The sequence below is a fragment of the Mycobacterium sp. UNC410CL29Cvi84 genome, assembly GCF_000686745.1.
GTDB lineage: Bacteria > Actinomycetota > Actinomycetes > Mycobacteriales > Mycobacteriaceae > Mycobacterium > Mycobacterium mucogenicum_B.
In genome coordinates this window covers 35,830-58,247 of record NZ_JMLM01000017.1, presented here as the reverse complement: position 1 = coordinate 58,247, position 22,418 = coordinate 35,830, and the positions used below count along the sequence as shown (strand labels likewise).

Below are 22,418 nucleotides of genomic sequence, written 5' to 3'. Positions count from 1 at the left end.
GGGCACGCATGACCACGATTCACGCCTTCGGCGATGACGCGCTCGGTGACCACGACGCCGTCGGCCTGGCCCGGTTGGTACGCGACCGGCAGGTCAGCCCGGACGAACTGGCCGCCGCCGCCACCGCCCGTGCACAACTCGTCGACCCCGAACTCCGGGCGGTGGCGTGCGACCTGCCGCCCCGGCACGGCATCGATCCGGATGCCGAATTCTTCGGCGTACCAACCTTCATCAAGGACAACACCGACGTCGCCGGCCTGCCGACCACGCACGGCTCGGAGGCGTTCGCGGCCCGGCCCGCGAAGCGGGACGGCGCGTACGCGACACAGTTGCTCAGCACGGGCCTGACGCTGCTGGGCAAGACCCGGATGCCTGAATTCGGTTTCAACGCCACCACGGAGTACATGACCGAGCCGCCGGTCCGGAACCCCTGGAACACCGAATACTCCGTCGGCGCCTCGTCGGGCGGTTCGGCGGCCGTGGTCGCCGCGGGCGTCGTGCCCATCGCGCACGCCAACGACGGCGGCGGCTCCATCCGCATCCCCGCCGCCTGCGCGGGCCTGGTCGGGCTCAAGCCGAGCCGCGGCCGGCACCGCGACGGTGAGCAGGCCGGTCATCTGCCGATCAACATGATCTCCGAAGGCGTCCTGACCCGCAGCGTCCGCGACACCGCCGCGTTCGTCGCCGCGTGCGAGAACCACTGGCGCAACCCGAAACTCGCACCCATCGGCCGGGTGAGCGGCCCGGCACAACGGACCCTCCGCGTCGGCGTGCTGTTCGACAGCGTCACCGGCGAGCCGGTCGACGACGCCACCCGCGCGGCCGTCGAAAACACCGCGGCGGTGCTGGAGGCGGCGGGTCACGTCGTCGAGCCGATCGCGCTGCCGGTCACCGCCCAGTTCGCCGACGACTTCGTCCAATACTGGGCGCTGCTGGCCGATCTCGCGGTCGGCACCGGCCGGTTGATCCTCGACCGGTCGTTCGATGCCGCCAAGGCCGACGGCCTCAGCCTGGGGCTGCGTGCGCACCATCGCCGGAACCTGCACCGCACCCCAGGTGCGTTGTTGCGCCTGCGCCGTGTCGCCGACCAGTACGCGCAGATGTTCGCCCGGCACGAAGTCGTGCTGTCGCCGGTGCTTTCGCACACGACGCCCAGGCTCGGCTACATCGCACCGACGGTCGACTTCCCCGAACTCATCGACCGCCTGCGCCGGTACGTCGCCTACACGCCGCTCAACAACATCGCGGGCACCCCGGCGATCTCGCTGCCGCTGCACCAATCCCCCGACGGCCTACCGGTCGGCGTTCAGCTGTCCGGCGCCTACGGTGACGAGCGCACGCTGCTCGAACTGGCGTTCCTCCTGGAGGCCGAGCTTCCGTTCGCCCGGATTCAGGAAGTAGCGAGCGCGCGCCGCCCTGCATCACCGAGCGCGTGCCGCGCATAGGCCCGCACGTCGGCGTCGCCGTCTTCCAGCGCGATACCGAGCGCGGTCCGCGCGGCCTCCTCTGATTCGGCCCACCGGGTCAGGCTCAGCACCGCGGCCTTGCGCACATCCAGGTGCGGGTCGTGCAGCGCCTGCGACAGTGGTTCGACGGCAATCTCCGGCGCCGCGCCCGACAGGGCCCGCACCGCACCCTGACGAATCTGCCACGCTGATTCCCGAAGGGCGCGTTGCACTTCCGGCACGTCCTGCTCGGCGCAGCCGACGGCAGCCAGCGCGGCGAGCGCCGCCGCCCGCACCAGCGGGTCACGGTCGGCCACCAGCTGACGTACGGTGTCGGCGCCCGACCGGAGCGTGGCCAGGCCGTTGCCGGCGGCGATCCGCACCTCGCGGTTGTCGTCGGCCGCCGCCGCGGCCACGCCGCCTACGTCATCGACGGAAACCAGGGCGCGCACGGCCTCGATCCGCACGCGGTGATCGGAATCCGTCACGGCGGCACGGTAATCGGGGGCCGCACCGACCCGGCGCGAGCTCAGGACGTACAGCGTCACGGCCCGCACCACCGGGTCGGCGGAGGTCAGGTACGGCGCAACCGCCGCCGGATCGGGCAACACCTCGACGAGTTCCCGCAAGGCGTCGGCGCTTTCGGCACGCACCGCGCCGTCGGCGTCACCGAGTGCGGCGACCAGGTCCGGCTGGTAGCCGTCCGGCAGGTTCTCCACCAGCACGGCGACAGCAGCGCGCCGGACTCCGGCGTCGGCGTCCTGCAGGTACTCGGTCAGGTCGGAGAGCACGGGCTCTTCGAGAGCCACCACGGCAGCGATACGCGGGGACGGCGGCGTCGCCGGTTCGGCCGGGCGCAGCCGCGAGCCGGCGGTTGCCGGCGCCTTGCCGCCGACCAGGTCCGGCTGGTGCACATGCTGCACGGCGTGGTCCGACGGCAGGTGATCCAGGTCGGGCACCGGCACGAAATACGGTGCCACCGGCCGCTTCAGGAACTCCATCTCACCGTCGTCACCCTTGCGCAGGTTCAGGTGATAACGCCACTGTTCGTCGTCGCGCTCGGGCATGTCGGCACGATCGTGGTACAGGCCCCAGCGTGATTCGGTTCGGGTGAGCGAGGACCGGGCCGCCATCTCGGCGCAGTCCCGGATGAACGACACCTCGACCGTGCGCATCAGCTCGTGCGGGGTGCGGGCACCCATCTGCTCGATCTCCTCCGCCATCCGCTCGAACGTGCGGACCGCAATCGACAGCTTGGTGGCCGTCTTGGGCGGGGCCACATAGTCATTCACGAAGCGGCGCAGCTTGTATTCGACCTGCGGCTGCGGCGGCCCGTCCGGATGCCGCAGCGGGCGGTAGATCAACTCGTGCGCCTCGGCCAGCTGGTCCTGCGGAAGGTCCACGGGCGCTTCGACATCGGCGAGGGTGGACGCGGCGTGTTCGCCGGCCAGGTCGCCGTAGACGAAGGCTCCGATCATGTAGTTGTGCGGGACGCACGCCATGTCACCGGCGGCGTACAGCCCGGGCACGGTGGTGCGGGCGTGCTCGTCGACCCAGACGCCGGACGCCGAATGCCCACTGCACAAACCGATCTCGGAGATGTGCATCTCGATGTCGTGGGTGCGGTAGTCGTGGCCGCGGTTGGCGTGGAAGGTACCGCGCGTCGGCCGCTCGGTGGTGTGCAGGATGTTCTCCATCACGGTGATGGTCTCGTCCGGCAGGTGGGTGACCTTCAGGTAGATCGGGCCGCGGGCCGATTCGATCTCGCTCTTGACCTCGGCCATCATCTGGCCCGACCAATAGTCGGAGTCGACGAACCGCTCCCCCAGCGCGTTCACCTGGTATCCGCCAAAAGGATTGGCGACGTAGGCGCAGGCCGGGCCGTTGTAGTCCTTGATCAACGGGTTCACTTGGAAACACTCGATGCCCGAGAGCTCGGCACCCGCGTGGTACGCCATCGAATAGCCGTCGCCGGCGTTGCACGGGTTCTCGTAGGTGCCGTAGAGGTACCCCGAGGCCGGCAGGCCGAGGCGGCCACTGGCCCCGGTCGCCAGGATGACGGCCTTGGCGCCCACCGTGACGAATTCGCCGGTGCGCGTGTTGAAAGCGGCCGCACCCACGGCGCGCCCGTTCTCGGTCAGGACGCGTACCGGCATCAGCCGGTTCTCGATGCGCAGCTTCTCGCGGATGGACTTCTGCCGCATCACGCGGTACAGCGCCTTCTTGACGTCCTTGCCCTCGGGCATCGGCAGCACGTACGATCCGGAGCGGTGCACGCGACGCACCGCGTATTCACCATGCTCGTCCTTCTCGAACTTCACGCCGTAGCGCTCGAGGCGCTGCACCATGGCGAAGCCGCGGGTCGCGGTCTGATAGATGGTGCGCTGGTTGACAATTCCGTCGTTGGCCCGGGTGATCTCGGCGACGTAGTCCTCCGGGGTGGCCTTGCCCGGGACGACGGCGTTGTTGACGCCGTCCATGCCCATTGCCAGCGCGCCGGAGTGGCGGACGTGCGCCTTCTCCAACAGCAGGACCTGCGCGCCGTTCTCGGCGGCGGTCAGGGCCGCCATCGTGCCGGCGGTGCCGCCACCGATCACCAGGACGTCACAGTCGAGGCGGACGGGATTGGCGAGGTCTGGAATCTCCAGCGTGCTCATTGGTGTAGTGCTCCAAGGATTTCGGCCCGCAGTTCGGTGCGGGAGATTTCGGCGTCGCGGGGACTGGGGACGTCCAGCAGCGCGCGCAGCGGCTGGCCGGCGCGCCCGAGGACCGCCACCCGGTCGCCCAGGGCGAGGGCTTCGTCGACGTCGTGCGTGACGAACACGATGGTGGTCGGATGGGCCTGCCAGGTGTCGATCAGCAACCCCTGCATGGCATGTCGGGTCTTGGCGTCCAGGGCGCCGAAAGGCTCGTCCATCAGGACGGCCCGCGGCGCACCGGCCAATCCGCGCGCCAGCTGGACCCGTTGGCGCATACCACCGGACAGGCTCTTCGGCAGGAAGTCGGCGAACCCGGTGAGCCCGACCTCGTCGATCCAGCGCTCGGCACGTTCGCGGCGCCCGGCGCGCGGCACGCCGCGCAGCTGCAGCGCCAGCTCGATGTTGGATCGCACGGTGCGCCACGGCAACAACGCGCTGTCCTGGAACACCATGCCGCGGTCCCGCGACGTGGTGGTCACCAGCTCGCCGTCCGCGAGCACCCGCCCGGCGTCGGGCTTCAACAGTCCGGCCAGCGCCCGCAGCACCGTCGACTTGCCGCAGCCCGACGGGCCGGTCAACACCAGGATCTCCCCCGGCTGGACGGTCAGGCTCAGCCCGTCCACCACCGGCTCTCCGGTGTAGGACAGCCGGATTCGGTCGAGTTCCAGACGCAGGCCGGAGGTGAGTACAGCGGTCATCGTGCGTTCTCCTCACCACGCGGCAGCCAGCGCGTCAGGCGCCGGCCGATCAGTTCCACCGCGGCCGACGTGCCGAAGCCCAGCGCGCCGATGGTGATGATGCCGACGAAGACGGCCGGGTAGTCCAGCACCGTGTAGGCCTGCCAGGTGCGGTAGCCGACGCCGAGCCGCCCGGAGATCATCTCCGCGGACACCACACAGATCCACGCCACACCCATGCCGACCGACAGGCCGCCGAACAGTCCTGGCAGGACACCCGGAAACACGACCTGCCGCAACACATCCCAGCGACTGCCGCCGAGCGTCCGCACCGAGTCCTCCCACAGCGTCGGCAGGGCCCGCACGGCGTGCCGGGTGCTGACCATGATCGGGAAGAACGCCGCCAGGAACGTGATGAACACGATGCCGGCTTCGTCGGTCGGGAACAGCAGGATGGCGACCGGCACCAGTGCGATGGCCGGGATCGGGCGCGCCAGCTCGGTCAGCGGCCCCACGATGTCGGCGAACAGCCGCGACCGGCCCAGCGCGATACCGACGGCGGCACCGATCACCGCCGCCAGGCCGAAGCCGCTGACGATCCGGATCACCGACTGCGTCAGGTCCAGCCAGTACTGCGTGGCGCCGAGGCGCTCGACGAACTTCGCGGCGATCTGCGTCACCGTCGGCAGGTTGTCGAACCGCAGCCAGAACCGGACGTGGTTGGCAGTGAGCAACTGCCAGATACCCACGGCCGCAATGACCGACAGCGTCTTGACGAGGTAACTGCGCCACTTCGCGGATCCGCGCTGCCGCGGCAGGTCAGCCTCGACCGGCAACGCCGGCGCCGCCGACACCGCGGCGATCGCTGTCATGCCACACCCACCAGAGCCTGCTGGTAGGTCACCACCGACGCACCGGGATGGGCGGCCTGGTAGCGGCGGGCGCCGGCGTCGGTGTCGAAGGGCACGAAGTCGGTACCTTGCTGCACCCACACGGATTTGTCTGCCAGCCAACGGGTTCCGAGCTCGGCATCGGGCACGTAGGCGGCCCGGACCTTGGTGCCCTTGGCCTCCGCGGCGCGGATCGCCTTCAGCAGGCACGTCGGGTTGGCCGCCGGCTGCGTGGTGTCGGAACCGTCCAGCCACAGCTCACCGGCCAGCGCGGGGTTGTCGACGGGGACGTTGCACACCGGGTCGGTACCGTGCACCAGCGACGGATTCGCGGTGCGGGCGACCTCGGCGTTGTAGTCGCGGCCGCGCTCCGACAGCGCCTTGCGCAGCGGACCGTCCTCGACGAACTTGGCGACGTCCAGGTCCGCGAAGTCACCGATCGACTTCAGGTACGGCACATCACCTTTCAGCGCGTCCACGAGCGACGGCTTCAGCGTGGCGTCGAACCGGGTGCCGCCGGGGCCGTTGTACAGGTACACGACCTCCTGCGGCAGTCCGCTGCCCTGCGCGACGATCTTCGCCGCCTCCAGTGGCTTGGTGTTGAGGAAATCGGTGGCGTCGAGCTGTGCCTGCAGGAACGCGTCGAGCACCTCGGGATGTGCTGCGGCGTACGCCCGTCGCACGACGACGCCGTGCCAGGTCGGGTAGTTCAGCTCGGCTCCGTCGTACAGCAGCCGGGCCTTGTTCTGGAAGACGAGGAGCCCCGGCCACGCGACGAACTGCGAAAGCGCCTTCACCTGACCGGATTCCAGCGCCGACGCGCCGATCTGCGGCTGCTGATTGAGCACCTCGACGCCGGTCTTCGGATCGATGCCGTTCTTCGACAGCGCCCGGACCAGGGTGCCGTGACCGGCCGAACCGACACTGGCGGAGACCTTCTGCCCGGCCAGCTCCTTGAGCGACTGGATCGGTGAATCCGGCGACACCACAACCATGTTCAGAGCTCCGGTCGGGCTCGACCCGGTGGCCGCCACCAGTTCGGTCTTGGCGCGTTCGTTGCTCTGGGTCTTCGATCCGTTGATCAGCAGCGGATAGTCACCCATCGAGCCGATGTCGATCTTCTCGGCGACCATCTGTGCGGTGATCGGCGCACCGGTGTCGTAGTCCTGCCATTCGACGTGGTACTTCTTGCCGGTCTTGGCGCCGATCTCGTCGAGGCGATGTTCCAGGTATCCCTGGGCGCGCAACAACGTTCCCGCGGTGACGGTGTTGATGGTCTTGGACTGGTAGCCGATCACGACGTTGACGGCGTTGTCGTCCTTTCCGGCCGAATCGACCGAGCAGCCGGTGGCGGCGAGGACGACGGTGGCGGCCAGGGCGGTTAAGCGTTTCATGGGGGGTCCTTAGCGGATGAGGTAGGGCATGTTGACGGAGACGGCGCCGGTTGGGCAGCGCGCAGCACACGGACCGCAGTACCAGCACTCATCGACGTGCATGTACGCCTTGCCGTTGTCGGGGTTGATGGCCAGCGAGTCGAGCGGACAGACGTCGACGCACAGGGTGCAGCCCTCGATACACAGCGACTCGTCGATCGTGACCGGGACATCGACTCGTTGGTTGTTGACCAGCGTCATGATTCACTCCGTAACAGGTTGCCGCGCATGGTGATTCGGTCACCACGCAGTCGGATGTATTCGAGGTCGACGGGACGCCCGTCGTCGAGAGTCGTGAGCCGTTCGAGCATCAGGATCGCGCCGCCCGCCGGGATGTCCAGCGTGGCCGCGGTGTGCGGGTCAGCCGAAACCGCCTCCAGCGCAATGTCCGCCGAGCCCAGCCGCTGTTCGGTGACCTGCTCGATCAACGCGAACACGTCGTTGGTCTCCAGCGAGTGCTCGAGGACCGCGGCGCCGATGTCGGGCACCAGGTACGTCAGATCCAGACTCAGCGGCAGGTCACCCAGGTAGCGCAGCCGTTCGATGAACACGACGGGCTCACCGGGAGTCAGCTGCAGCCGGCGGGCGACGGCCGCCGGGGCGGGCAGGTGCGTGGCAGCGCGGACCTCGTTACGGACCTCGCCGAAGTCCTTGAACGTCTCCTTCAGCCCGACCAGCGCGTGCAGTCCGTGATCGTATTTGCGCTGCGCCACGTGGGTGCCGACGCGTGGTCCCCGGTCGATCAGCCCCTCGGCCTTGAGGATCGCCAGCGCCTCGCGCACGGTGTTGCGCGATACCGAGAACTCGGCGACCAGCTCGGCCTCACCGGGCAGTCCCGCCGCGTAGACCCCGTCGCGCACCTGATGGCGCAGCACATCGGCCACCTGGCGGGCGCGGTCGGCGCGCCGCCGCAGCGGCGTCGGGGAGGACTCGGGCATGCGGTTGACCGTAGGGACCTGCGCGGTTCCGGTCTGCCCCCGCAAATCAGGTGGTTCGAAGGTACCCGCATTGCGCCGCCCCGATATGCCGGTGACCTGCGCAAACCACGGTTTCAGCGGCTATTGCGCCACCTCGAAAACGCCCGATAGTTCGAATCTCGATGAATCCAAAAGGGGCGGGCCCGACTCTGCGCGGCGCTACGCCGAGCGTGGCGGATACCGGTGGCGGTCGGAGAATTACGTAGCTTCAATCACGAAGCACAGGCAGCCACTCTGATTGAAGACAGGTACTTTTTCGGGCCTCAGACTCAAGCGGTCCCTGAGTTCAATCACCAGGGGTAGATCACGGTTGCGATTGAACTCATGCACTTCGTCGTCTGCATTGCTCCCGCGTGAATTCGAGAGAAACCGCGACTAGCTCCCCGCCGCGCTCACCGTCACCGGAATCCCGTTGAGCGCGCCGTTGCCGGACGGCTCGTCGAGGAAGTCCGGCAGCGACAGGATGTTGGTGTTCACCCCGGGCGCCGCGTTGGCGATCCCCAGCCGGGTGCCGGGCTGTCCGTGCCCCCAGCCGTGCGGCATGGACACCACACCCGGCTTGATCGCGTCGGTCACCTCGACGGGGACGACGATCTTCCCTGCGCCCGAGGCGACTTCGGCGTTGTCGCCGTCCACGATGCCGCGCGCGGCGGCGTCGCGGCTGTGCATCAGCAGCGTGCAGCGGTCGCGGCCCTTCATCAGCGCGCCGACGTTGTGCAGCCAGGAGTTGTTGGACCGCAGATGCCGCCGGCTGACCAGCACGAGTTCGTCGGCCGGACGCTCCAGCCGTGCGGCGAGCCGGGGCAGGTCGTCGAGCAGGTACTGCGGCGCCACGCGGATCTTCTTGTCGGCGGTGCCCAGCACCTCGGGTACGCGCGGCACCATGGGCCCGTAGTTGATGCCGTCCGGATGGGCCTTGAGTTTCTCGAGCGTCAGCCCGTCGGGATTCTCGCCGTATCGGTCGCCGAACGCGGCGGTCCGCAGCATCAGATCGAGCATGCGCTCGGGGCCACCGTGGTCGTACTTCTTGCGGATCTCGGCGCCGTCGAGACCCTGCGTGAAGCACAGGTAGTCGAACCAGCCGTCGTCGAGCGCGGCGACGTCGACGTCCTCGGCCGGGGTGCCGGTGCACAGTCCGGTGAGCCGGATCAGGATCTCCCACTCCTCCGGCGCGTCGGGGTCCTCGCGGTGGAACACCGGTGGCGAGTACCGGGCGAAGCTGTTGATCGCCGCGCCGAGCAGCAGGTCCGCGGAGTGCGCCTGTTCGAGGGCCGAGGGGCCGGGCAGGATGACGTCGGCGTGCCGGGTCGTCTCGTTGAGCCACAGGTCCACCGAGATCATCGCGTCCAGCTGCGGCAGCGCCTCGTCGAGTTTGTCGCCGCCCGGCGTCGACAGCACGGGGTTCCCCGCGACGGTGATGAGGGCCTTGAGCTGACCCTCGCCCGGGGTGGTGATCTCTTCGAGCATGCAGGAGACCGGGACCTGGCCCAGCACTTCCTTGGCGCCGCGGACCCGGGTCTGGTAGCGGCCGAAGTTGGGCGCTCCGTCCTCCAGCCCCGGAATGGTCTGGCTGGTGACGGTCCAGGCGGTCGGGGTGGCGAACATCGCGCCGCCGGGAACGTCGAAGTGGCCGGTGACGATGTTGACGACGTCGATCAGCCAGCTCGCGAGGCTGCCGAATTCCTGGTTGCAGGTGCCGATGCGGCCGTACACGACGGCGCGGGGCGTGCCGGCCAGTTCGCGGGCCAGTTCCCTGATGCGCTCCGCATCGATTCCTGTTGCGGCGCTGACCCTTTCGGGCGACCAGTCGGCGACGGCCCGGCACAGCTCGGCTATCCCGTCGAGGTGCTGCTCCAGCTGGCCGAGGTTCACCAGACCTTCGTCGAACACCGCGTGGATGACGCCCAGCAGCAGCGCCGCGTCGGTGCCCGGTGTGATGGGCAGCCACTCGTCGGCCTTGGCGGCGGTCTGGGTGCGCACCGGGTCGATCACGATGACCTTGCCACGCTTACGGATTCCGCCGATGATGCCCATGATGTCGGGGGCGGCCAGCAGCGAGCCCTGCGACGCCGCGGGGTTGGCCCCCATCACCACCAGCAGGTCGGTGCGCTGCAGGTCCGGTGTCGGGAAGGCCCACCAGCTGCCGTACATGAGGTGCGACGACAGGTTCTTCGGCTACTGATCGATGGTGCCCGGCGAGTACGTGATGGGCATGCCGGACAGGCCGAGCAGGATCGCCGCGTACCGCGACAGCGAAAACGAATGCGCCAGTGGGTTTCCGGTGTACGCGGCGACGGCGCCGATGCCGTGCTTCGCGATGACGGGTGCCAGCAGCTCGGTGCAGCGGCGGAACGCGGTGTCCCAGTCGACCTCGTGCCACTGCCCGTCGACCTTGATCATCGGCCGGCGAATTCGGTCGGGGTCCTCGTGCAGCCCGCCCAGGGAGGCGCCTTTCGGGCAGATGTGTCCCGCGCTCCACTCGTCGGCCTTATTCGGTCGAATGCTGGAAACCCGGCCGTCCTGCACCTGAATCTCCAAGCCGCACATGGCTTCACAGAGACAGCAAGCGTGCAGATGCAGACCGTCTTCGCCTACTTCGGCGATAACTCTCGGCTGGGTTCCCATCATTCGACTGTAACGCTGTTACTGAGACGTAGGTCACGAATGGTCCCGGTGTTCGGGACACCCGCTTCCTACGTACGCGGGGCTGCCGGGGTTGAGGTCATGGAGAGCCGATGCAATTCGAATTCCCCGTCGACCAGGGTCGGCAACGCTGCGAGGAAGTCCTGAGTGTGCGGGAGTTCGAAATGCGCATCGAGATCATCGGCGGAGCGCCAGTTCTCGTACACGCACCACAAATCAGGATCGATATCGGAACGGTGCACGTCATAGTTGATGCAGCCGACTTCCTCCCGCGACGGCTGGACCATATCCAGCAGCCGGCGGCCCAATTCGTCGGATCGCCCGTTGACGGCGCGAATGAAGGCGATGTTGGTGACCTGTGACATCAGAAGTCCTCTCGGATGGTGGTGTTTGACGTTGATCAGTGGGTACTGGCAACGGGCCGCAGGATGATCTCGTTGACGTCGACTTCGGGCGGTTGTCCGATGACGTAGGCGATGGCATCCGCGACCGCAGATGCGGGGATCGCCAGGGCACGATAGTTGCGCATGGCGTCGCGGGCAGCCGGGTCCGAGATCGATTCGGCGAGTTCGGATTCAGTGACACCCGGGGAGATCACGGTGACCCTGACGTCACTGGATTCCTTTCGCAGGCCCTCCGAGATCGCCCAGACCGCGTACTTGGTGGCCGAGTAGACGGCTGCGGTCGGCTCCACCGAGTGCGCGCCGATGGACGCCACGTTGACGACGTGCCCGCTCCCCTGGGCGCGCATCACCGGAAGGGCTGCACTGATGCCGTGCAACACCCCGCGGATGTTCACGTCGATCATCCGGTTCCATTCGTCCACCTTGTTTTCCGCGAGGGCGGACAGCGGCATGACACCGGCGTTGTTGAGCATCACGTCCACTCGGCCGTAGGCCGCGACGGCGTCGGCGACAAACTGGTTCATGTCGGCGAGGTCGGTGACATCCAGGCGCCGGTACGAGGCCGTGCCGCCGGCGGCCGTGATCCGCGCGACCAGGGCCTCCAGCCGATCGGTACGCCGCGCGCCGAGGAAGAGCCTGTGCCCATCCTCCGCCAGGCGCAGGGCGGCGGCTTCGCCGATTCCGCTGCTGGCTCCCGTGATCAGGATGGTCTTGGAAGTCTTGCTCATGGTCGTTCTCCTTACTGGCTAGACGGCTTGCTGGGTGGGCAGGATGGTGATCTCGGTGAGGTTGACGTGCCGCGGCACCGAGGCGATGAAAGCCACGGTCTCGGCCACGTCGGCGGCGGTGAGCACGTCGATGTCGTTGATCAGGTCGGCCATCAGCCGGGTGGCGTCCGGGTCCGTGACGTGCAGCGGCAGTTCGGTGTCGACCATCCCCGGTTCGATGGTCGCGACGCGCACCATCTTTCGGCCGAGCTCGACGCGCAGCAGTCGGGTGAGCTGGCTGATGTAGGCCTTGGTCCCGGAGTACACCGAGAACTTCTCCAGCACGCGGGTCGCCGCGATCGAGGACGTCGTGATGAGGTCCGCGCGCCGACCCTGTTCGGCCGAGTCGATGAGCTGCGGGACGAACGCCCCGATGACGTTCATGACACCGGTGATGTTGAGGTCGATCTGCCGCTGCCAATCGTCGAACTGGACGTCTTCGATCGCTGAGATCAGTTGCACGCCAGCGTTGTTGAAGACCAGATCGACAGGGCCGAACCTCTCGGCGACCTGCTGGGCGGCCGCGTTGACCGCCTCCCGGTCGGTGACATCCAGCGGCAGGGCAAGGACCTCGCCTCCTGCTTCGGAGATGCGCGCGGCCAATGCCTCGAGCTTGTCGACGCGGCGGGCCGCGATGGCGACGGTGGCGCCCAATGCGGCGAGCCGGAATGCGGTGGCTTCGCCGATGCCGCTGGAGGCGCCAGTGACGACGGCGACGCGGCCGGCCAAGGGGGTCGTGGTGATTACTGTGGACATCTGCTTCGGTCCCTTCGAACGTGGGTTGATGTGTACGTTCGAGACAACAGCTCCGTGGAGCGGTTTTGGGGGCGCAAGCTGGCCCACCGTATCGGGGGACAAGTTGGGCCACCATAAGCTCCGACATCGTCGGCGCAGCGCGGCAGACTGTCGGGTATGAGTGACCGGAAGCCGACGGAGCTGGCGGAATTCCTCAGTGTGCGGCGCGCGCAGCTCAGCCCCCAGGACGCGGGACTGGACGGACCGGCGGCGCGTCGGCGGGTGCCAGGCTTACGCCGGGAGGAACTGGCCAGACTGGCGGGCGTCAGCGTCGACTACTACACGCGGCTGGAGCAGGGCCGCAGCCGCAGTGCCTCTGCCGACGTGCTGGACGCGTTGGCCACCGCGTTGCAGCTCAACGATGCCGAGCGCCAGCACCTGCACCTGCTGGCCAAACCTCAACCCGTGCAACGGAAGCGCCGTTCCCGACCGCAGTCGGTGGACCGGGCCACCCTGCGACTGCTGGAGGTTTTCGACGAGGTGTCCTCGCCGGCGTTCGTCCTCGGCCGGCGACTGGACGTGCTGGCGCACAACAAGCTGGCCGGCGCGCTGATCACCGAGTTTCGGGAACTTCCCGCGCCACTTCGCAACCAGGCTCGGTTCGTGTTCTTCGACCCACACGCCCGAGAGCTGTATGCGGATTGGGATCAGGTGGCCGCCGACACCGTGGCGATGCTGCGCCTGGATGCCGGCCGCTACCCCGACGACGAGAAGCTTGCGGCCTTGGTCGGTGATCTGTCGATCCGGTCCGAGGAGTTCCGCCGCTGGTGGTCGAACCACGCCGTCGAACGCCGCACCACCGGATCCAAGGCCTACCACCATCCCCTCGTCGGCGACGTCACCGTCAACTATCAGGCGCTGAACCCGTCCGGGGACCCTGACCAGATTCTCATCGTCTACACGACCGAACCTGGATCAGCTGACGAAACCGCGCTACGGCTGCTGGCCAATTGGCACGACGCCGAACATCAGGGTCAGACGGCGCCGTCAGACCGGTAGCTTCCCCAGCTGCTGCAGCACTGAGTAGAGATTGGCCACACCCCAGTGGTCGGTGATCTTGCCGTCGCGTACCCGCATCGCATCGACCGTCTCGAACTGGATGCGCTTGCCCGAGGGAGCGAGGCCGAGAAAGTCGCCGTCGTGCGTGCCATGGTAAATCTTGTACGTCGTGACGATGTCGCCATCGACTGTCTGCCAATGGATTTCGGGACGGAAGTCGCTGAACGCGCCGCGCAGCCGCTGGTAGAGGACCAAGACTCCCGCTTTGTCCGGCGAGGTGCCCGGCTGCGGGGTGTGGTCGACGAAATCGTCGGCGAACAACTCTTCGAAAAGCTCGAAATCGCCCCCGCCCTGGACCTGTTCGGTGTTGCGGCGGACGATCGCCTTGAGGGCTTCGGACGTATCGACATCGGTCATGGTTGGTGGCCTTTCTGTTGCACCTCATCGGGGAAGTGTCCTGCTAGCGTGTTGCTGTGGTGAGAAGGTCTGGGTGGCTCACTGAACGGGAAGCGCGAATCTGGCAGTCCTACCGAGATGTTCGGCGGGAGTTGCAGGCCGCGTTTCACCTCCAGCTGTCTCGGCAGGAAGGCATCTCGGCTGCCGATTACGCCGTGATGGTGCCATTGTCGGAAGCCACGGACGGGCAATTGCGAACCAAGGATCTCGGTGCCGCACTCGGCTGGGACCGCAGCCGTACCTCGCATCAGGTCACCCGAATGGTCAAGCGGGGCTTGGTCGCTCGAGAGTTCTGCGCTGACGATGCGCGCGGTTCGATCGTCGGCCTGACGCCCGCAGGCAGGGCCGCGATCGAGGACGCCGCGCCACACCATGTGGCGCTGGTCCGGCAACTGTTCTTCGACCCGCTCTCCGATGACGAACTCGATGCTGTGGGTATTGCGCTGGATCGCATGCTGGTGGCGATCCGTGACTACACCGGTCATATCAGAGACGATTGACGCTCGGTCGGCCCGATCCGCAGCACGCGTTTGCCGCTCACGTGGCGGCTGCCGACATCGCGATACGCCTGCCGAACCTGCTCCGTGGTCAAGTCATAGACGGCCGCGATCGGCACGGTGATATCGCCCCGGGCGACCAGGTCGGCCAGTTCGGCCCAGATCTCCGGAGTGTCCGCCTCCTCTTGAGCCTCGGAATGCACGGCGAAGCGCCGGACTGCGTCGTGATCGATGAGTGTGTTGATGCGGCCAGGCTCGACGCGGAGGTTGATCGCAAGTGCGACGTTGCCGGCTCCGTAGGTGTCGATGAAGGCGTCGATCCCGTTCGGCGCCATGGCTTTCAGCCGATCCGATAGCCCATCGCCGTACCGCACCGGGCGAATACCCAGCGAGGTCAGCAGGTCGTCATTGGCCTCGCCGCAGGTACCGATGACCTCGGCGCCACGCAACCGGGCCAGCTGGGCCGCATAGATTCCGACCCCGCCGGCCGTCGCGGACACCACGACGGTCTCTCCCGGCCGGGGGTTCACCGCCGCAACCGACGCCCACGCGGTGGCCCCGGCTCCGGCGACCGTTGCGGCTGCCTCCCACGACATTCCGGCAGGTTTGGCCGCGACTCGATCGACACCGAGCGTGACGTATTCAGCTTGGGCCTCTCGCGGTGCGAATCCGATGACCTCGTCGCCGACCTCGAATTCACCGACACCGGAACCGATCTCGTCGACATATCCGGCGAAGTCGTTGCCCTGCCCCTCTGGGAAGTGGGCCGGCCACATATCGGCGAAATGCCCTTCACGAATGCCGATCTCCCCCGGATTGGTGGCCGCGGCGACCACCGACACCACCACTTGGCCCGGACCGGCGGCACGGCGCGGGATGTCGACGACCTCGAGCACCTCCGGTCCGCCGTAACGGTTGAAGCGCACCGCCCTCATCGCGCCGACTCTACGCAATCCAACCAATATTGGTGACGTATCAGCAAAAAGTTGGTCGCCGCTACAACGCGTGCGAAAGCTCCCGGCCGAACTGCAGCAGGCGTTGCATCTGGGCCAGGCCGCCGTCGTCGACGGATTTGGTGTACCGGAACGACTCGCAGAAGAAATCGGTGTCGATGGCCGACTTCTGCCGGCTGCGGGTGATCAGCTGCGTGTACATCCGCAGCCGCACCTCCGCCAGCCGCCGCGTGCCGTCGCCCAGTACCTCGAACTGCGTGGTCAGGATGTGGTCGGTGATCGTGGACAGCAGGATGGTCCGCACCGAGGTGTCCAGCGTCCGGCGCAGGTGCTCGTCCTCGCCATTGGCGTCGTCGTCGGCGCGCCACATGATCAGCCGCTCACCGTCGGTGAGGACGACCTCCTGCCACACGGCGTCGCCCCAGGACTCCTCGGACGCGCCGCGCGACATGATGAAGGACTTGATGGACCGGAAGTCGACCACCGACCGCAGCTGCTCGAGCGCCAGCTCCGGATCGCGCAGATAAACCTTCGCCGCGTCCTCGACACTCGAGTACGGCGCCCAGTCCTGCGGTTCGTCCACCGCTACTCGCCCCGGACCGCCGCCGCAGCCGCCCGGATCTGCGGCGTCACCAGCATCACCTGGCCGAGGACGCCGTTGACGAAGCCGGGCGATTCATCGGTGGACAGCGACTTCGCCAGCTCGACCGCCTCGTCGACGGCGACCGGCTCCGGCACGTCCGTCGCATGCAGCAACTCCCACACCGCGACGCGCAGGATCGCGCGGTCCACGGCGGGCAGCCGCTCCAGCGTCCAGCCCTGCAGGTGCGCCGAGATCAGGTCGTCGATGTGCGCCGCGTGCTCGGTGACGCCGTTGGCGACGGTCACCGTGTACGGGTTCAGCGCCGATACCTCGGGGTCGCTGTCGGCGAGGGTATTGCGCAGCTTCGCGCCCTCGGCCGCGGTGATCCCGCGGGCCTCGGCCTCGAACAGCAGGTCGACGGCGCGCTTGCGCGCCTGGTGCCGGCCCTTGTCAGAGCGACGGTCAGGCATTGACCCGACTGATGTAGCTGCTGTCGCGGGTGTCCACCTTGAGCTTGTCCCCGACGTTGATGAACAGCGGCACCTGGATCTCGGCGCCGGTCTCCAGGGTGGCCGGCTTGGTGCCGGCGTTCGAGCGGTCGCCCTGCAGGCCCGGCTCGGTGTGCGAGACGACGACCTCGATGCTGACGGGCAGCTCCAGGTAGAGCGGGGCGCCGTTGTGGAACGCGATCTGCACCTGCAGGTTCTCCAGCAGGAAGCCGGCGGCGTCGCCGACGAGGGCCTCGGACAGCGGGTGCTGCTCGAAGTCCTCGGCGTCCATGAAGACGAAGTCCGCGCCGTCGCGGTACAGGTAGGTGGCGTCACGACGGTCGACGGTCGCGGTCTCCACCTTCACACCGGCGTTGAAGGTCTTGTCGACGACCTTGCCCGACAGCACGTTCTTGAGCTTCGTGCGCACGAAGGCCGGGCCCTTGCCGGGCTTGACGTGCTGGAACTCGGTGATCTGCCACAGCTGGCCCTCGATGTTGAGGACAAGACCATTCTTGAAGTCGGCGGTAGATGCCACGGTCGGTACTGCTCCTAGCTCTCTGTCATCAGAGGATGGCCAGTTCCTTGGGGAACCGGGTAAGCAACTCAGGTGTGTGTGTCGTATCGCCGCTGACGACGAGCGTGTCCTCGATCCGGACACCGCCCCGGCCGGGCAGGTAGACACCGGGCTCCACGGTTACCACGGAGCCAGCAAGCAGTGTACCGGCGGCGGCGGAGTTGATTCCCGGCGCTTCGTGAATCTGCAGACCGACCCCGTGCCCGAGCCCGTGGGAGAACTGCTCGCCGTACCCGGCATCGGCGATGACCTGCCGCGACGCCCGGTCGACGGCCGCCAGCGTCGTGCCCGGCACCAGCGCTTCCCGACCGGCTCGCTGCGACGTCGCGACCAGGTCGTAGATGTCACGCTGCCACTGCGCCACCGGCGACAGGACGAAGGTGCGGGTCATGTCGGAGTGGTAACCCTCGACGAGCGCGCCGAAGTCGATCTTGACGAAGTCACCGGCCGCCAGCACAGCGTCGGTGGGCCGGTGGTGCGGTATCGCGGAGTTGGCACCGGTCGCGACGATGGTCTCGAACGACGGGCCGTCGGCGCCGTGGTCCAGCATCCGCGCCTCCAGTTCGCGGCCGACCTCCTTCTCGGTGCGGCCGGCCCGCAGCCCGCCCGATTCGATGAGGTCTTTGAGCGCGGCGTCGGCGGCCTCGCAGGCCAGCCGCAGGATCGCGATCTCGCCGGCGTCCTTGACCTCACGCAGCGTCTCGACCATGCCGGGCGCCCGGACCAGTTCGAGGTTCCCGCTGACCCGCTGCAGCGCCGCGTGGGCGTCGACGGTCATGACATGGCTCTCGAAGCCCAGCCGCTTGACTCCGGCGGCTTCCGCGGCGCGCACCAGCTGGGGAGCACACGCCCGCTCGATGAGGATCTGCGCGTCGGGCGCCTGCTGCGCGGCCTGCGTCCGGTACCGCCCGTCGGTGGCCAGGACGGGAGTGTCCCCTTCAGTGGGAATGAGCAGGGCCGCGTTGGACCCGGTGAACCCGGACAGATAACGCACGTTGACCAGGTCGGTTACCAGGATCGCATCCAGCTCGGCGGCCGCCAGCTGGCGACGCAGAATGTGGCGCCGGTGGGAAATTGTCACGATATGTGACGCTACTCGCTACGCTGTCTGCTCATGAGTAAGTGGTTGCTGCGCGGAATCGTCTTTGCGGCGTTGATGGTGATCGTCCGATTGCTGCAGGGCGCGATGATCGGTGCCTGGGAAAAACAGTCGCTGATCATCAGTGTCACGCTCGTCGTGCTGTACATCCTCGCCGCCTTTGCCTGGGGCGTTCTCGACGGCCAGAGCGATGCGAAGGCGCAGCCCGACCCCGACCGCCGCGAGGACCTGGCGATGGCCTGGCTGGTCGGCGGTCTGTTTGCCGGCATCGTCAGCGGCTTCTTCGCATGGCTGATCGGCCAGTTCTACGACAACATCTATGTCGACGCCCTGGCCGCCGAGGTCACCACGTTCGCCGCGTTCACCGCGCTGATCGTCTTCGTGGGCGGCGTCTGCGGCGTGTCACTCGGCCGGTACCTCGTCGACCGCAAGGCCCCGCCGCCGCCGAAGCACGACCACGCCGGTGAGAGCGAGCGCGCCGACACCGACGTCTTCGCCGCGGTCGCCGTCGCCGTCCCCGTCGAAGGTTCCGAGGGCAACACCGAGGTCATCGAGACCAGGCCCAAGACCAACCCCGAGTCCTGAGCAGCCACGCAAAAAAGATCGCGGCCCCGTCATCAGACGGGCCGCGATCTTTTTTGCCGAAAAGTTGTAAGACTTCCGCGGCGTAACTGCTCCTACCTGTGAGAGCGGCTCAACCGGAGCCGCAAATCCCAAACAGGAGCACATCATGAACCGCACGAAGTTCGTCACCGCCGCAGCTGCCCTGGCGATGATCGCCCTCGGAACCGGAACAGGAACCGCGCAGGCCGCGTCGTCGATCGATACGACAAGCGACGCCGCGGGCGTCACGGTCCACATCAACTCGACCGGGAGCGAAGGCCTGTGCTTCTACTCCGCGGAGCCGTGGTTCGGCTGGAAGTCGGTCAAGCCCCTGCCGGTGTACAAGGTCCCGTTCCAGCTGCAGGCAAACCAGAGCCACAATCTGTGGTTCCCGGGCATCCAGACCGGCACGACGTGGAAAGCCAAGGTCGAATGCCCTCTCGGCGGCACCGACTATTTCAACCCCGTCTACTGAGCGCAGCTCAGTCTTTCGCCACCACCGAGTAGGCGGCCGCCAGCAGCGAGGGGTCCGGGCCTTCGAGGCGGCCCGGCTTGGCCAGGCCGTCGAGCACCACGAAGCGCAGCACGCCCGAACGGGTCTTCTTGTCCCCCGCCATCGACTCCAGCAGCTGCGGGAAGGCGTCGGCGTCGTAGCTGACCGGCAGGCCCAGCGCGGTGAGCACCCGGCGGTGGCGGTCCGCGGTGTCGTCGTCGAGGCGGCCGGCAAGCCGGCCGAGCTCGGCGGCGAACACCAGGCCCACCGACACGGCGGCGCCGTGCCGCCACTGGTAGCGCTCGCGGCGCTCGATGGCGTGCGCCAAAGTGTGTCCGTAGTTGAGGATTTCGCGCAGTGCCGATTCCTTCTCGTCGGCGGCGACCACCTCGGCCTTGACGGCGATGGCGCGGCGGATGAGTTCGGGCAGCACGGTGCCGGCGGGGTCCAGCGCGGCCTCCGGGTCGGCCTCGATGAGGTCCAGGATCACCGGGTCGGCGATGAAGCCGGCCTTCACGATCTCGGCCATGCCGGCGATGATCTCGTTGCGCGGCAACGATTCCAGCGTCGCGAGGTCGACGAGCACGGCCAGCGGCTGGTGGAAGGCGCCGACGAGGTTCTTGCCGGCGTCGGTGTTGATGCCGGTCTTGCCGCCGACGGCGGCGTCGACCATGCCGAGCAGCGTCGTGGGCACGTGCACGATGTCCACGCCGCGCAGCCAGGTGGCGGCGGCGAACCCGGCGACGTCGGTGGCCGCGCCGCCGCCGAGGCTGACGATGGCGTCCTTGCGGTCGATCCCGATGCGCCCCAACACTTCCCAGATGAAGCCGACGACGGGCAGTTCCTTGCCCGCCTCGGCGTCCGGGATTTCGATGCGGTGCGCGTCGATTCCGTTGTCCGCCAAGTAACTACGGATCGCCTCGGCGGTCTCGTTCAGCACCGGCTGGTGCAGGATCGCGACGCGGTGCCGGCCCTGCAAGACGCGGCCGAGGTCACCGAGCAGGCCCGTCCCGATGATCACCGGGTACGGCCGGTCGACGTTAACCTCAACGACGACGGGTTCAGTCATTGCGAGCCTTTCAATCGTTTCGCCAGTGCCGCAGGGCTCGGCGGGGCCTCGGTGGTCGGTCCGGGGTTCAGGACCGTCGGCAGCCGGCGCCACGCCGAGCGGCGGCGGCGCCGGGAGTGCTCGTCGCAGCGTGGCTGCTCGAGCCGGTGCACGATGTGGCGGACCACGGCACCGGGATTGCGTCGGTTGGTGTTCACCCGGAGCGTCGCGACCTGCCGGAACAGCGGCACGCGCTGCGCCATCAGCTCGCGGTACTTGGCGCCCGGATCGTCACCGGCGAGCAGCGGACGTCCGCCGCCCGCGGTACGCCGAACACCTTCTGCCGCACTGATTTCCAGGTAGACGACGGTGTGGCCGACGAGCGCTTCCCGCACCTCCGGAGTCGTCACCGCGCCGCCGCCGAGCGACACGACGCCGTCGTGTTCGGCCAGCGCGTCGCGGATCACGTCGGCTTCGATCTTGCGGAACACCGGCTCGCCTTCGGCGAAGATGTCGGCGATGCTGCGACCGGTGGTCTCGACGATCTTGGCGTCGGTGTCGAGCATCGGCACCTGCAGCGCCTTCGCCAACCGTCGACCGATCGTCGACTTGCCCGAACCGGGCATGCCGACCAGTACAGCCTTGGGCGCCATCGAGTTATCCGGACATCTGCGGTTCGCGCTCATGCACCGCACGCAGGTAGTTCTCGACGTTGGCGCGGGTCTCGGCCAGCGAGTCGCCGCCGAACTTGTCCAGCGCGGCCCGGGCCAGCACCAGCGCCACCATGGCCTCGACGACCACACCGGCCGCGGGCACCGCACACACGTCGGAACGCTGGTGGATGGCGACGGCCTCTTCGCCGGTGGCCATGTCGACGGTCGCCAGTGCGCGCGGCACCGTCGAGATCGGCTTCATCGCGGCACGGACCCGCAGCGGCTGGCCGTTGGTCATGCCGCCTTCCAGGCCGCCGGCGCGGTTCGTGGAGCGGGTGATGCCGTCCGCGCCCGGGTAGATCTCGTCGTGCGCGACGCTGCCGCGGCGCCGCGCGGTCTCGAAGCCGTCACCGATCTCGACGCCCTTGATGGCCTGGATACCCATGACGGCGGCGGCCAGCTGGCTGTCCAGCCGGTTGTCGCCGCTGATGAACGAGCCGAGGCCGACGGGCAGTCCGCTGACCACCACCTCGACGACGCCGCCGAGGGTGTCGCCGTCCTTCTTGGCGGCCTCGATCTCGGCGATCATGGCCTCCTCGGCGGTCTTGTCGAAGGCACGCACCGGGCTGTCATCGATGGCCTCGAGATCCTGCGGGCCCGGGACCGGGCCGTCGTAGGGCTTGGAGGCGCCGATGGAGATGACGTGCGAGACGACGTCCACACCGAGGGCCTGCTTCAGGAACGCACGGGCGACGGTGCCGGCCGCGACGCGGGCCGCGGTCTCGCGGGCACTGGCGCGCTCGAGCACCGGGCGGGCGTCGTCGAAGCCGTATTTGAGCATGCCGGCGTAGTCGGCGTGCCCGGGCCGGGGCCGGGTGAGCGGCTCGTTACGCGCGGTGTTGGCCAGCGCCTCCGGGTCGACCGGGTCGGAAGCCATGACGGTCTCCCACTTGGGCCACTCGGTGTTGCCGATCTGGATGGCGATCGGGCCGCCGAGCGTCAGGCCGTGCCGAACGCCGCCGAGCAGTGTGACTTCGTCCTTTTCGAACTTCATCCGGGCACCGCGGCCGTAGCCGAGACGACGCCGCTGCAACTGCGTGGCGATGTCGTCCGAGGTCACCGAAAGACCGGCCACCATGCCTTCGAGCATGGCCACCAGGGCACGACCATGGGATTCACCTGCTGTGGTCCATCGCAACACGTGTCCCATTGTCCCATGAGGGGGTTTACCGGCTGAAA

The 22,418-nt window shown here is 68.0% G+C and carries 23 protein-coding genes and 1 pseudogene; 5 read left to right on the top strand and 19 right to left on the bottom strand.

The window, feature by feature from the left end; all coding sequences use genetic code 11:
• The first annotated feature begins 8 nt into the window (after positions 1–8).
• Positions 9–1,445 carry an amidase gene (locus BR47_RS0122290; protein WP_029120813.1) on the top strand — a complete coding sequence of 479 codons (1,437 nt, stop codon included), beginning with the start codon at positions 9–11 and terminating at the stop codon, positions 1,443–1,445.
• Here the strand turns inward: BR47_RS0122290 and BR47_RS0122285 are convergent.
• The 10 genes and pseudogenes from BR47_RS0122285 to BR47_RS0122240 all read right to left on the bottom strand — a co-directional run bounded on the left by BR47_RS0122285 (position 1,391) and on the right by BR47_RS0122240 (position 12,691).
• Positions 1,391–4,102: a fumarate reductase/succinate dehydrogenase flavoprotein subunit gene (locus tag BR47_RS0122285; protein ID WP_029120812.1), complete on the bottom strand. Its 2,712-nt coding sequence runs from the start codon at positions 4,100–4,102 to the stop codon at positions 1,391–1,393. The two genes, BR47_RS0122290 and BR47_RS0122285, sit on opposite strands and share 55 nt — an antisense overlap.
• Positions 4,099–4,842 carry an ABC transporter ATP-binding protein gene (locus tag BR47_RS0122280; RefSeq protein ID WP_029120811.1) on the bottom strand — a complete coding sequence of 248 codons (744 nt, stop codon included), beginning with the start codon at positions 4,840–4,842 and terminating at the stop codon, positions 4,099–4,101. The genes BR47_RS0122285 and BR47_RS0122280 overlap by 4 nt, the downstream gene beginning before the upstream one ends.
• The gene (locus BR47_RS0122275; RefSeq protein ID WP_020101659.1) at positions 4,839–5,693 is read right to left on the bottom strand and encodes an ABC transporter permease; all 855 of its coding nucleotides are present in this window, start codon (positions 5,691–5,693) and stop codon (positions 4,839–4,841) included. The genes BR47_RS0122280 and BR47_RS0122275 overlap by 4 nt, the downstream gene beginning before the upstream one ends.
• On the bottom strand, positions 5,690–7,105 hold the full coding sequence (locus tag BR47_RS0122270; protein WP_029120810.1) for an ABC transporter substrate-binding protein: 1,416 nt from the start codon (positions 7,103–7,105) through the stop codon (positions 5,690–5,692). The genes BR47_RS0122275 and BR47_RS0122270 overlap by 4 nt, the downstream gene beginning before the upstream one ends.
• A gap of 9 nt (positions 7,106–7,114) precedes the next feature.
• Positions 7,115–7,345, bottom strand: a complete 231-nt coding sequence (locus BR47_RS0122265) for a 4Fe-4S dicluster domain-containing protein (protein ID WP_020101661.1) — start codon at positions 7,343–7,345, stop codon at positions 7,115–7,117.
• A complete protein-coding gene (locus BR47_RS0122260; RefSeq protein ID WP_029120809.1) occupies positions 7,342–8,082 on the bottom strand; it encodes a GntR family transcriptional regulator in 741 nt (246 codons plus the stop codon). The genes BR47_RS0122265 and BR47_RS0122260 overlap by 4 nt, the downstream gene beginning before the upstream one ends.
• Positions 8,083–8,496: 414 nt before the next feature.
• Positions 8,497–10,746: pseudogene (locus tag BR47_RS31165) on the bottom strand (molybdopterin-dependent oxidoreductase).
• 68 nt (positions 10,747–10,814) lie between these two features.
• Entirely contained in the window at positions 10,815–11,129 is a 315-nt protein-coding gene (locus BR47_RS31160) for a putative quinol monooxygenase (RefSeq protein WP_036427661.1), read from the bottom strand.
• A 35-nt stretch (positions 11,130–11,164) separates the two neighbouring features.
• A complete protein-coding gene (locus BR47_RS0122245) occupies positions 11,165–11,896 on the bottom strand; it encodes an SDR family oxidoreductase (protein WP_029120808.1) in 732 nt (243 codons plus the stop codon).
• Between the two features lie 18 nt (positions 11,897–11,914).
• A complete protein-coding gene (locus BR47_RS0122240) occupies positions 11,915–12,691 on the bottom strand; it encodes an SDR family oxidoreductase (RefSeq protein WP_029120807.1) in 777 nt (258 codons plus the stop codon).
• Between the two features lie 156 nt (positions 12,692–12,847).
• On the opposite strand from BR47_RS0122240, the gene BR47_RS0122235 reads away from it, so the two are divergent.
• Positions 12,848–13,729, top strand: a complete 882-nt coding sequence (locus tag BR47_RS0122235; protein WP_029120806.1) for a helix-turn-helix transcriptional regulator — start codon at positions 12,848–12,850, stop codon at positions 13,727–13,729.
• Here BR47_RS0122235 and BR47_RS0122230 read toward each other — a convergent pair.
• Positions 13,718–14,146: an ester cyclase gene (locus BR47_RS0122230; RefSeq protein WP_029120805.1), complete on the bottom strand. Its 429-nt coding sequence runs from the start codon at positions 14,144–14,146 to the stop codon at positions 13,718–13,720. The genes BR47_RS0122235 and BR47_RS0122230 overlap by 12 nt on opposite strands.
• Before the next feature lie 131 nt (positions 14,147–14,277).
• On the opposite strand from BR47_RS0122230, the gene BR47_RS0122225 reads away from it, so the two are divergent.
• Positions 14,278–14,685: a MarR family winged helix-turn-helix transcriptional regulator gene (locus BR47_RS0122225; protein WP_218137126.1), complete on the top strand. Its 408-nt coding sequence runs from the start codon at positions 14,278–14,280 to the stop codon at positions 14,683–14,685.
• On the opposite strand, the gene BR47_RS0122220 is transcribed toward BR47_RS0122225, so the two are convergent.
• The 5 genes from BR47_RS0122220 to BR47_RS0122200 form a co-directional block, all read right to left on the bottom strand.
• The gene (locus BR47_RS0122220; RefSeq protein ID WP_036427660.1) at positions 14,667–15,617 is read right to left on the bottom strand and encodes an NADP-dependent oxidoreductase; all 951 of its coding nucleotides are present in this window, start codon (positions 15,615–15,617) and stop codon (positions 14,667–14,669) included. The genes BR47_RS0122225 and BR47_RS0122220 overlap by 19 nt on opposite strands.
• Positions 15,618–15,678: 61 nt before the next feature.
• Positions 15,679–16,218 carry a hypothetical protein gene (locus BR47_RS0122215; RefSeq protein WP_020101664.1) on the bottom strand — a complete coding sequence of 180 codons (540 nt, stop codon included), beginning with the start codon at positions 16,216–16,218 and terminating at the stop codon, positions 15,679–15,681.
• Between the two features lie 2 nt (positions 16,219–16,220).
• On the bottom strand, positions 16,221–16,688 hold the full coding sequence (nusB, locus tag BR47_RS0122210; protein ID WP_020101665.1) for a transcription antitermination factor NusB: 468 nt from the start codon (positions 16,686–16,688) through the stop codon (positions 16,221–16,223).
• A complete protein-coding gene (efp, locus tag BR47_RS0122205; RefSeq protein WP_020101666.1) occupies positions 16,681–17,244 on the bottom strand; it encodes an elongation factor P in 564 nt (187 codons plus the stop codon). The genes nusB and efp overlap by 8 nt, the downstream gene beginning before the upstream one ends.
• Positions 17,245–17,272: 28 nt before the next feature.
• Entirely contained in the window at positions 17,273–18,364 is a 1,092-nt protein-coding gene (locus tag BR47_RS0122200; RefSeq protein ID WP_029120802.1) for a M24 family metallopeptidase, read from the bottom strand.
• 33 nt (positions 18,365–18,397) lie between these two features.
• Here BR47_RS0122200 and BR47_RS0122195 point away from each other — a divergent pair, with 33 nt between their 5' ends.
• Positions 18,398–18,967 (top strand): B-4DMT family transporter, encoded by a 570-nt coding sequence (locus BR47_RS0122195; protein WP_029120801.1) that lies wholly within the window; start codon positions 18,398–18,400, stop codon positions 18,965–18,967.
• Between the two features lie 145 nt (positions 18,968–19,112).
• Positions 19,113–19,460 (top strand): hypothetical protein, encoded by a 348-nt coding sequence (locus BR47_RS0122190; protein ID WP_029120800.1) that lies wholly within the window; start codon positions 19,113–19,115, stop codon positions 19,458–19,460.
• Between the two features lie 7 nt (positions 19,461–19,467).
• Here the strand turns inward: BR47_RS0122190 and aroB are convergent, their stop codons facing one another.
• Genes aroB through aroC form a run of 3 tightly spaced genes read right to left on the bottom strand, consistent with a single transcriptional unit; the run spans position 19,468 to position 22,380 of the window.
• On the bottom strand, positions 19,468–20,547 hold the full coding sequence (gene aroB, locus BR47_RS0122185) for a 3-dehydroquinate synthase (RefSeq protein ID WP_020101670.1): 1,080 nt from the start codon (positions 20,545–20,547) through the stop codon (positions 19,468–19,470).
• A complete protein-coding gene (locus BR47_RS0122180; protein ID WP_020101671.1) occupies positions 20,544–21,179 on the bottom strand; it encodes a shikimate kinase in 636 nt (211 codons plus the stop codon). Before BR47_RS0122180 ends, aroB begins: the two co-directional genes overlap by 4 nt.
• Positions 21,180–21,183: 4 nt before the next feature.
• Positions 21,184–22,380 (bottom strand): chorismate synthase, encoded by a 1,197-nt coding sequence (gene aroC / locus BR47_RS0122175; protein ID WP_029105273.1) that lies wholly within the window; start codon positions 22,378–22,380, stop codon positions 21,184–21,186.
• Positions 22,381–22,418: the final 38 nt, after the last annotated feature.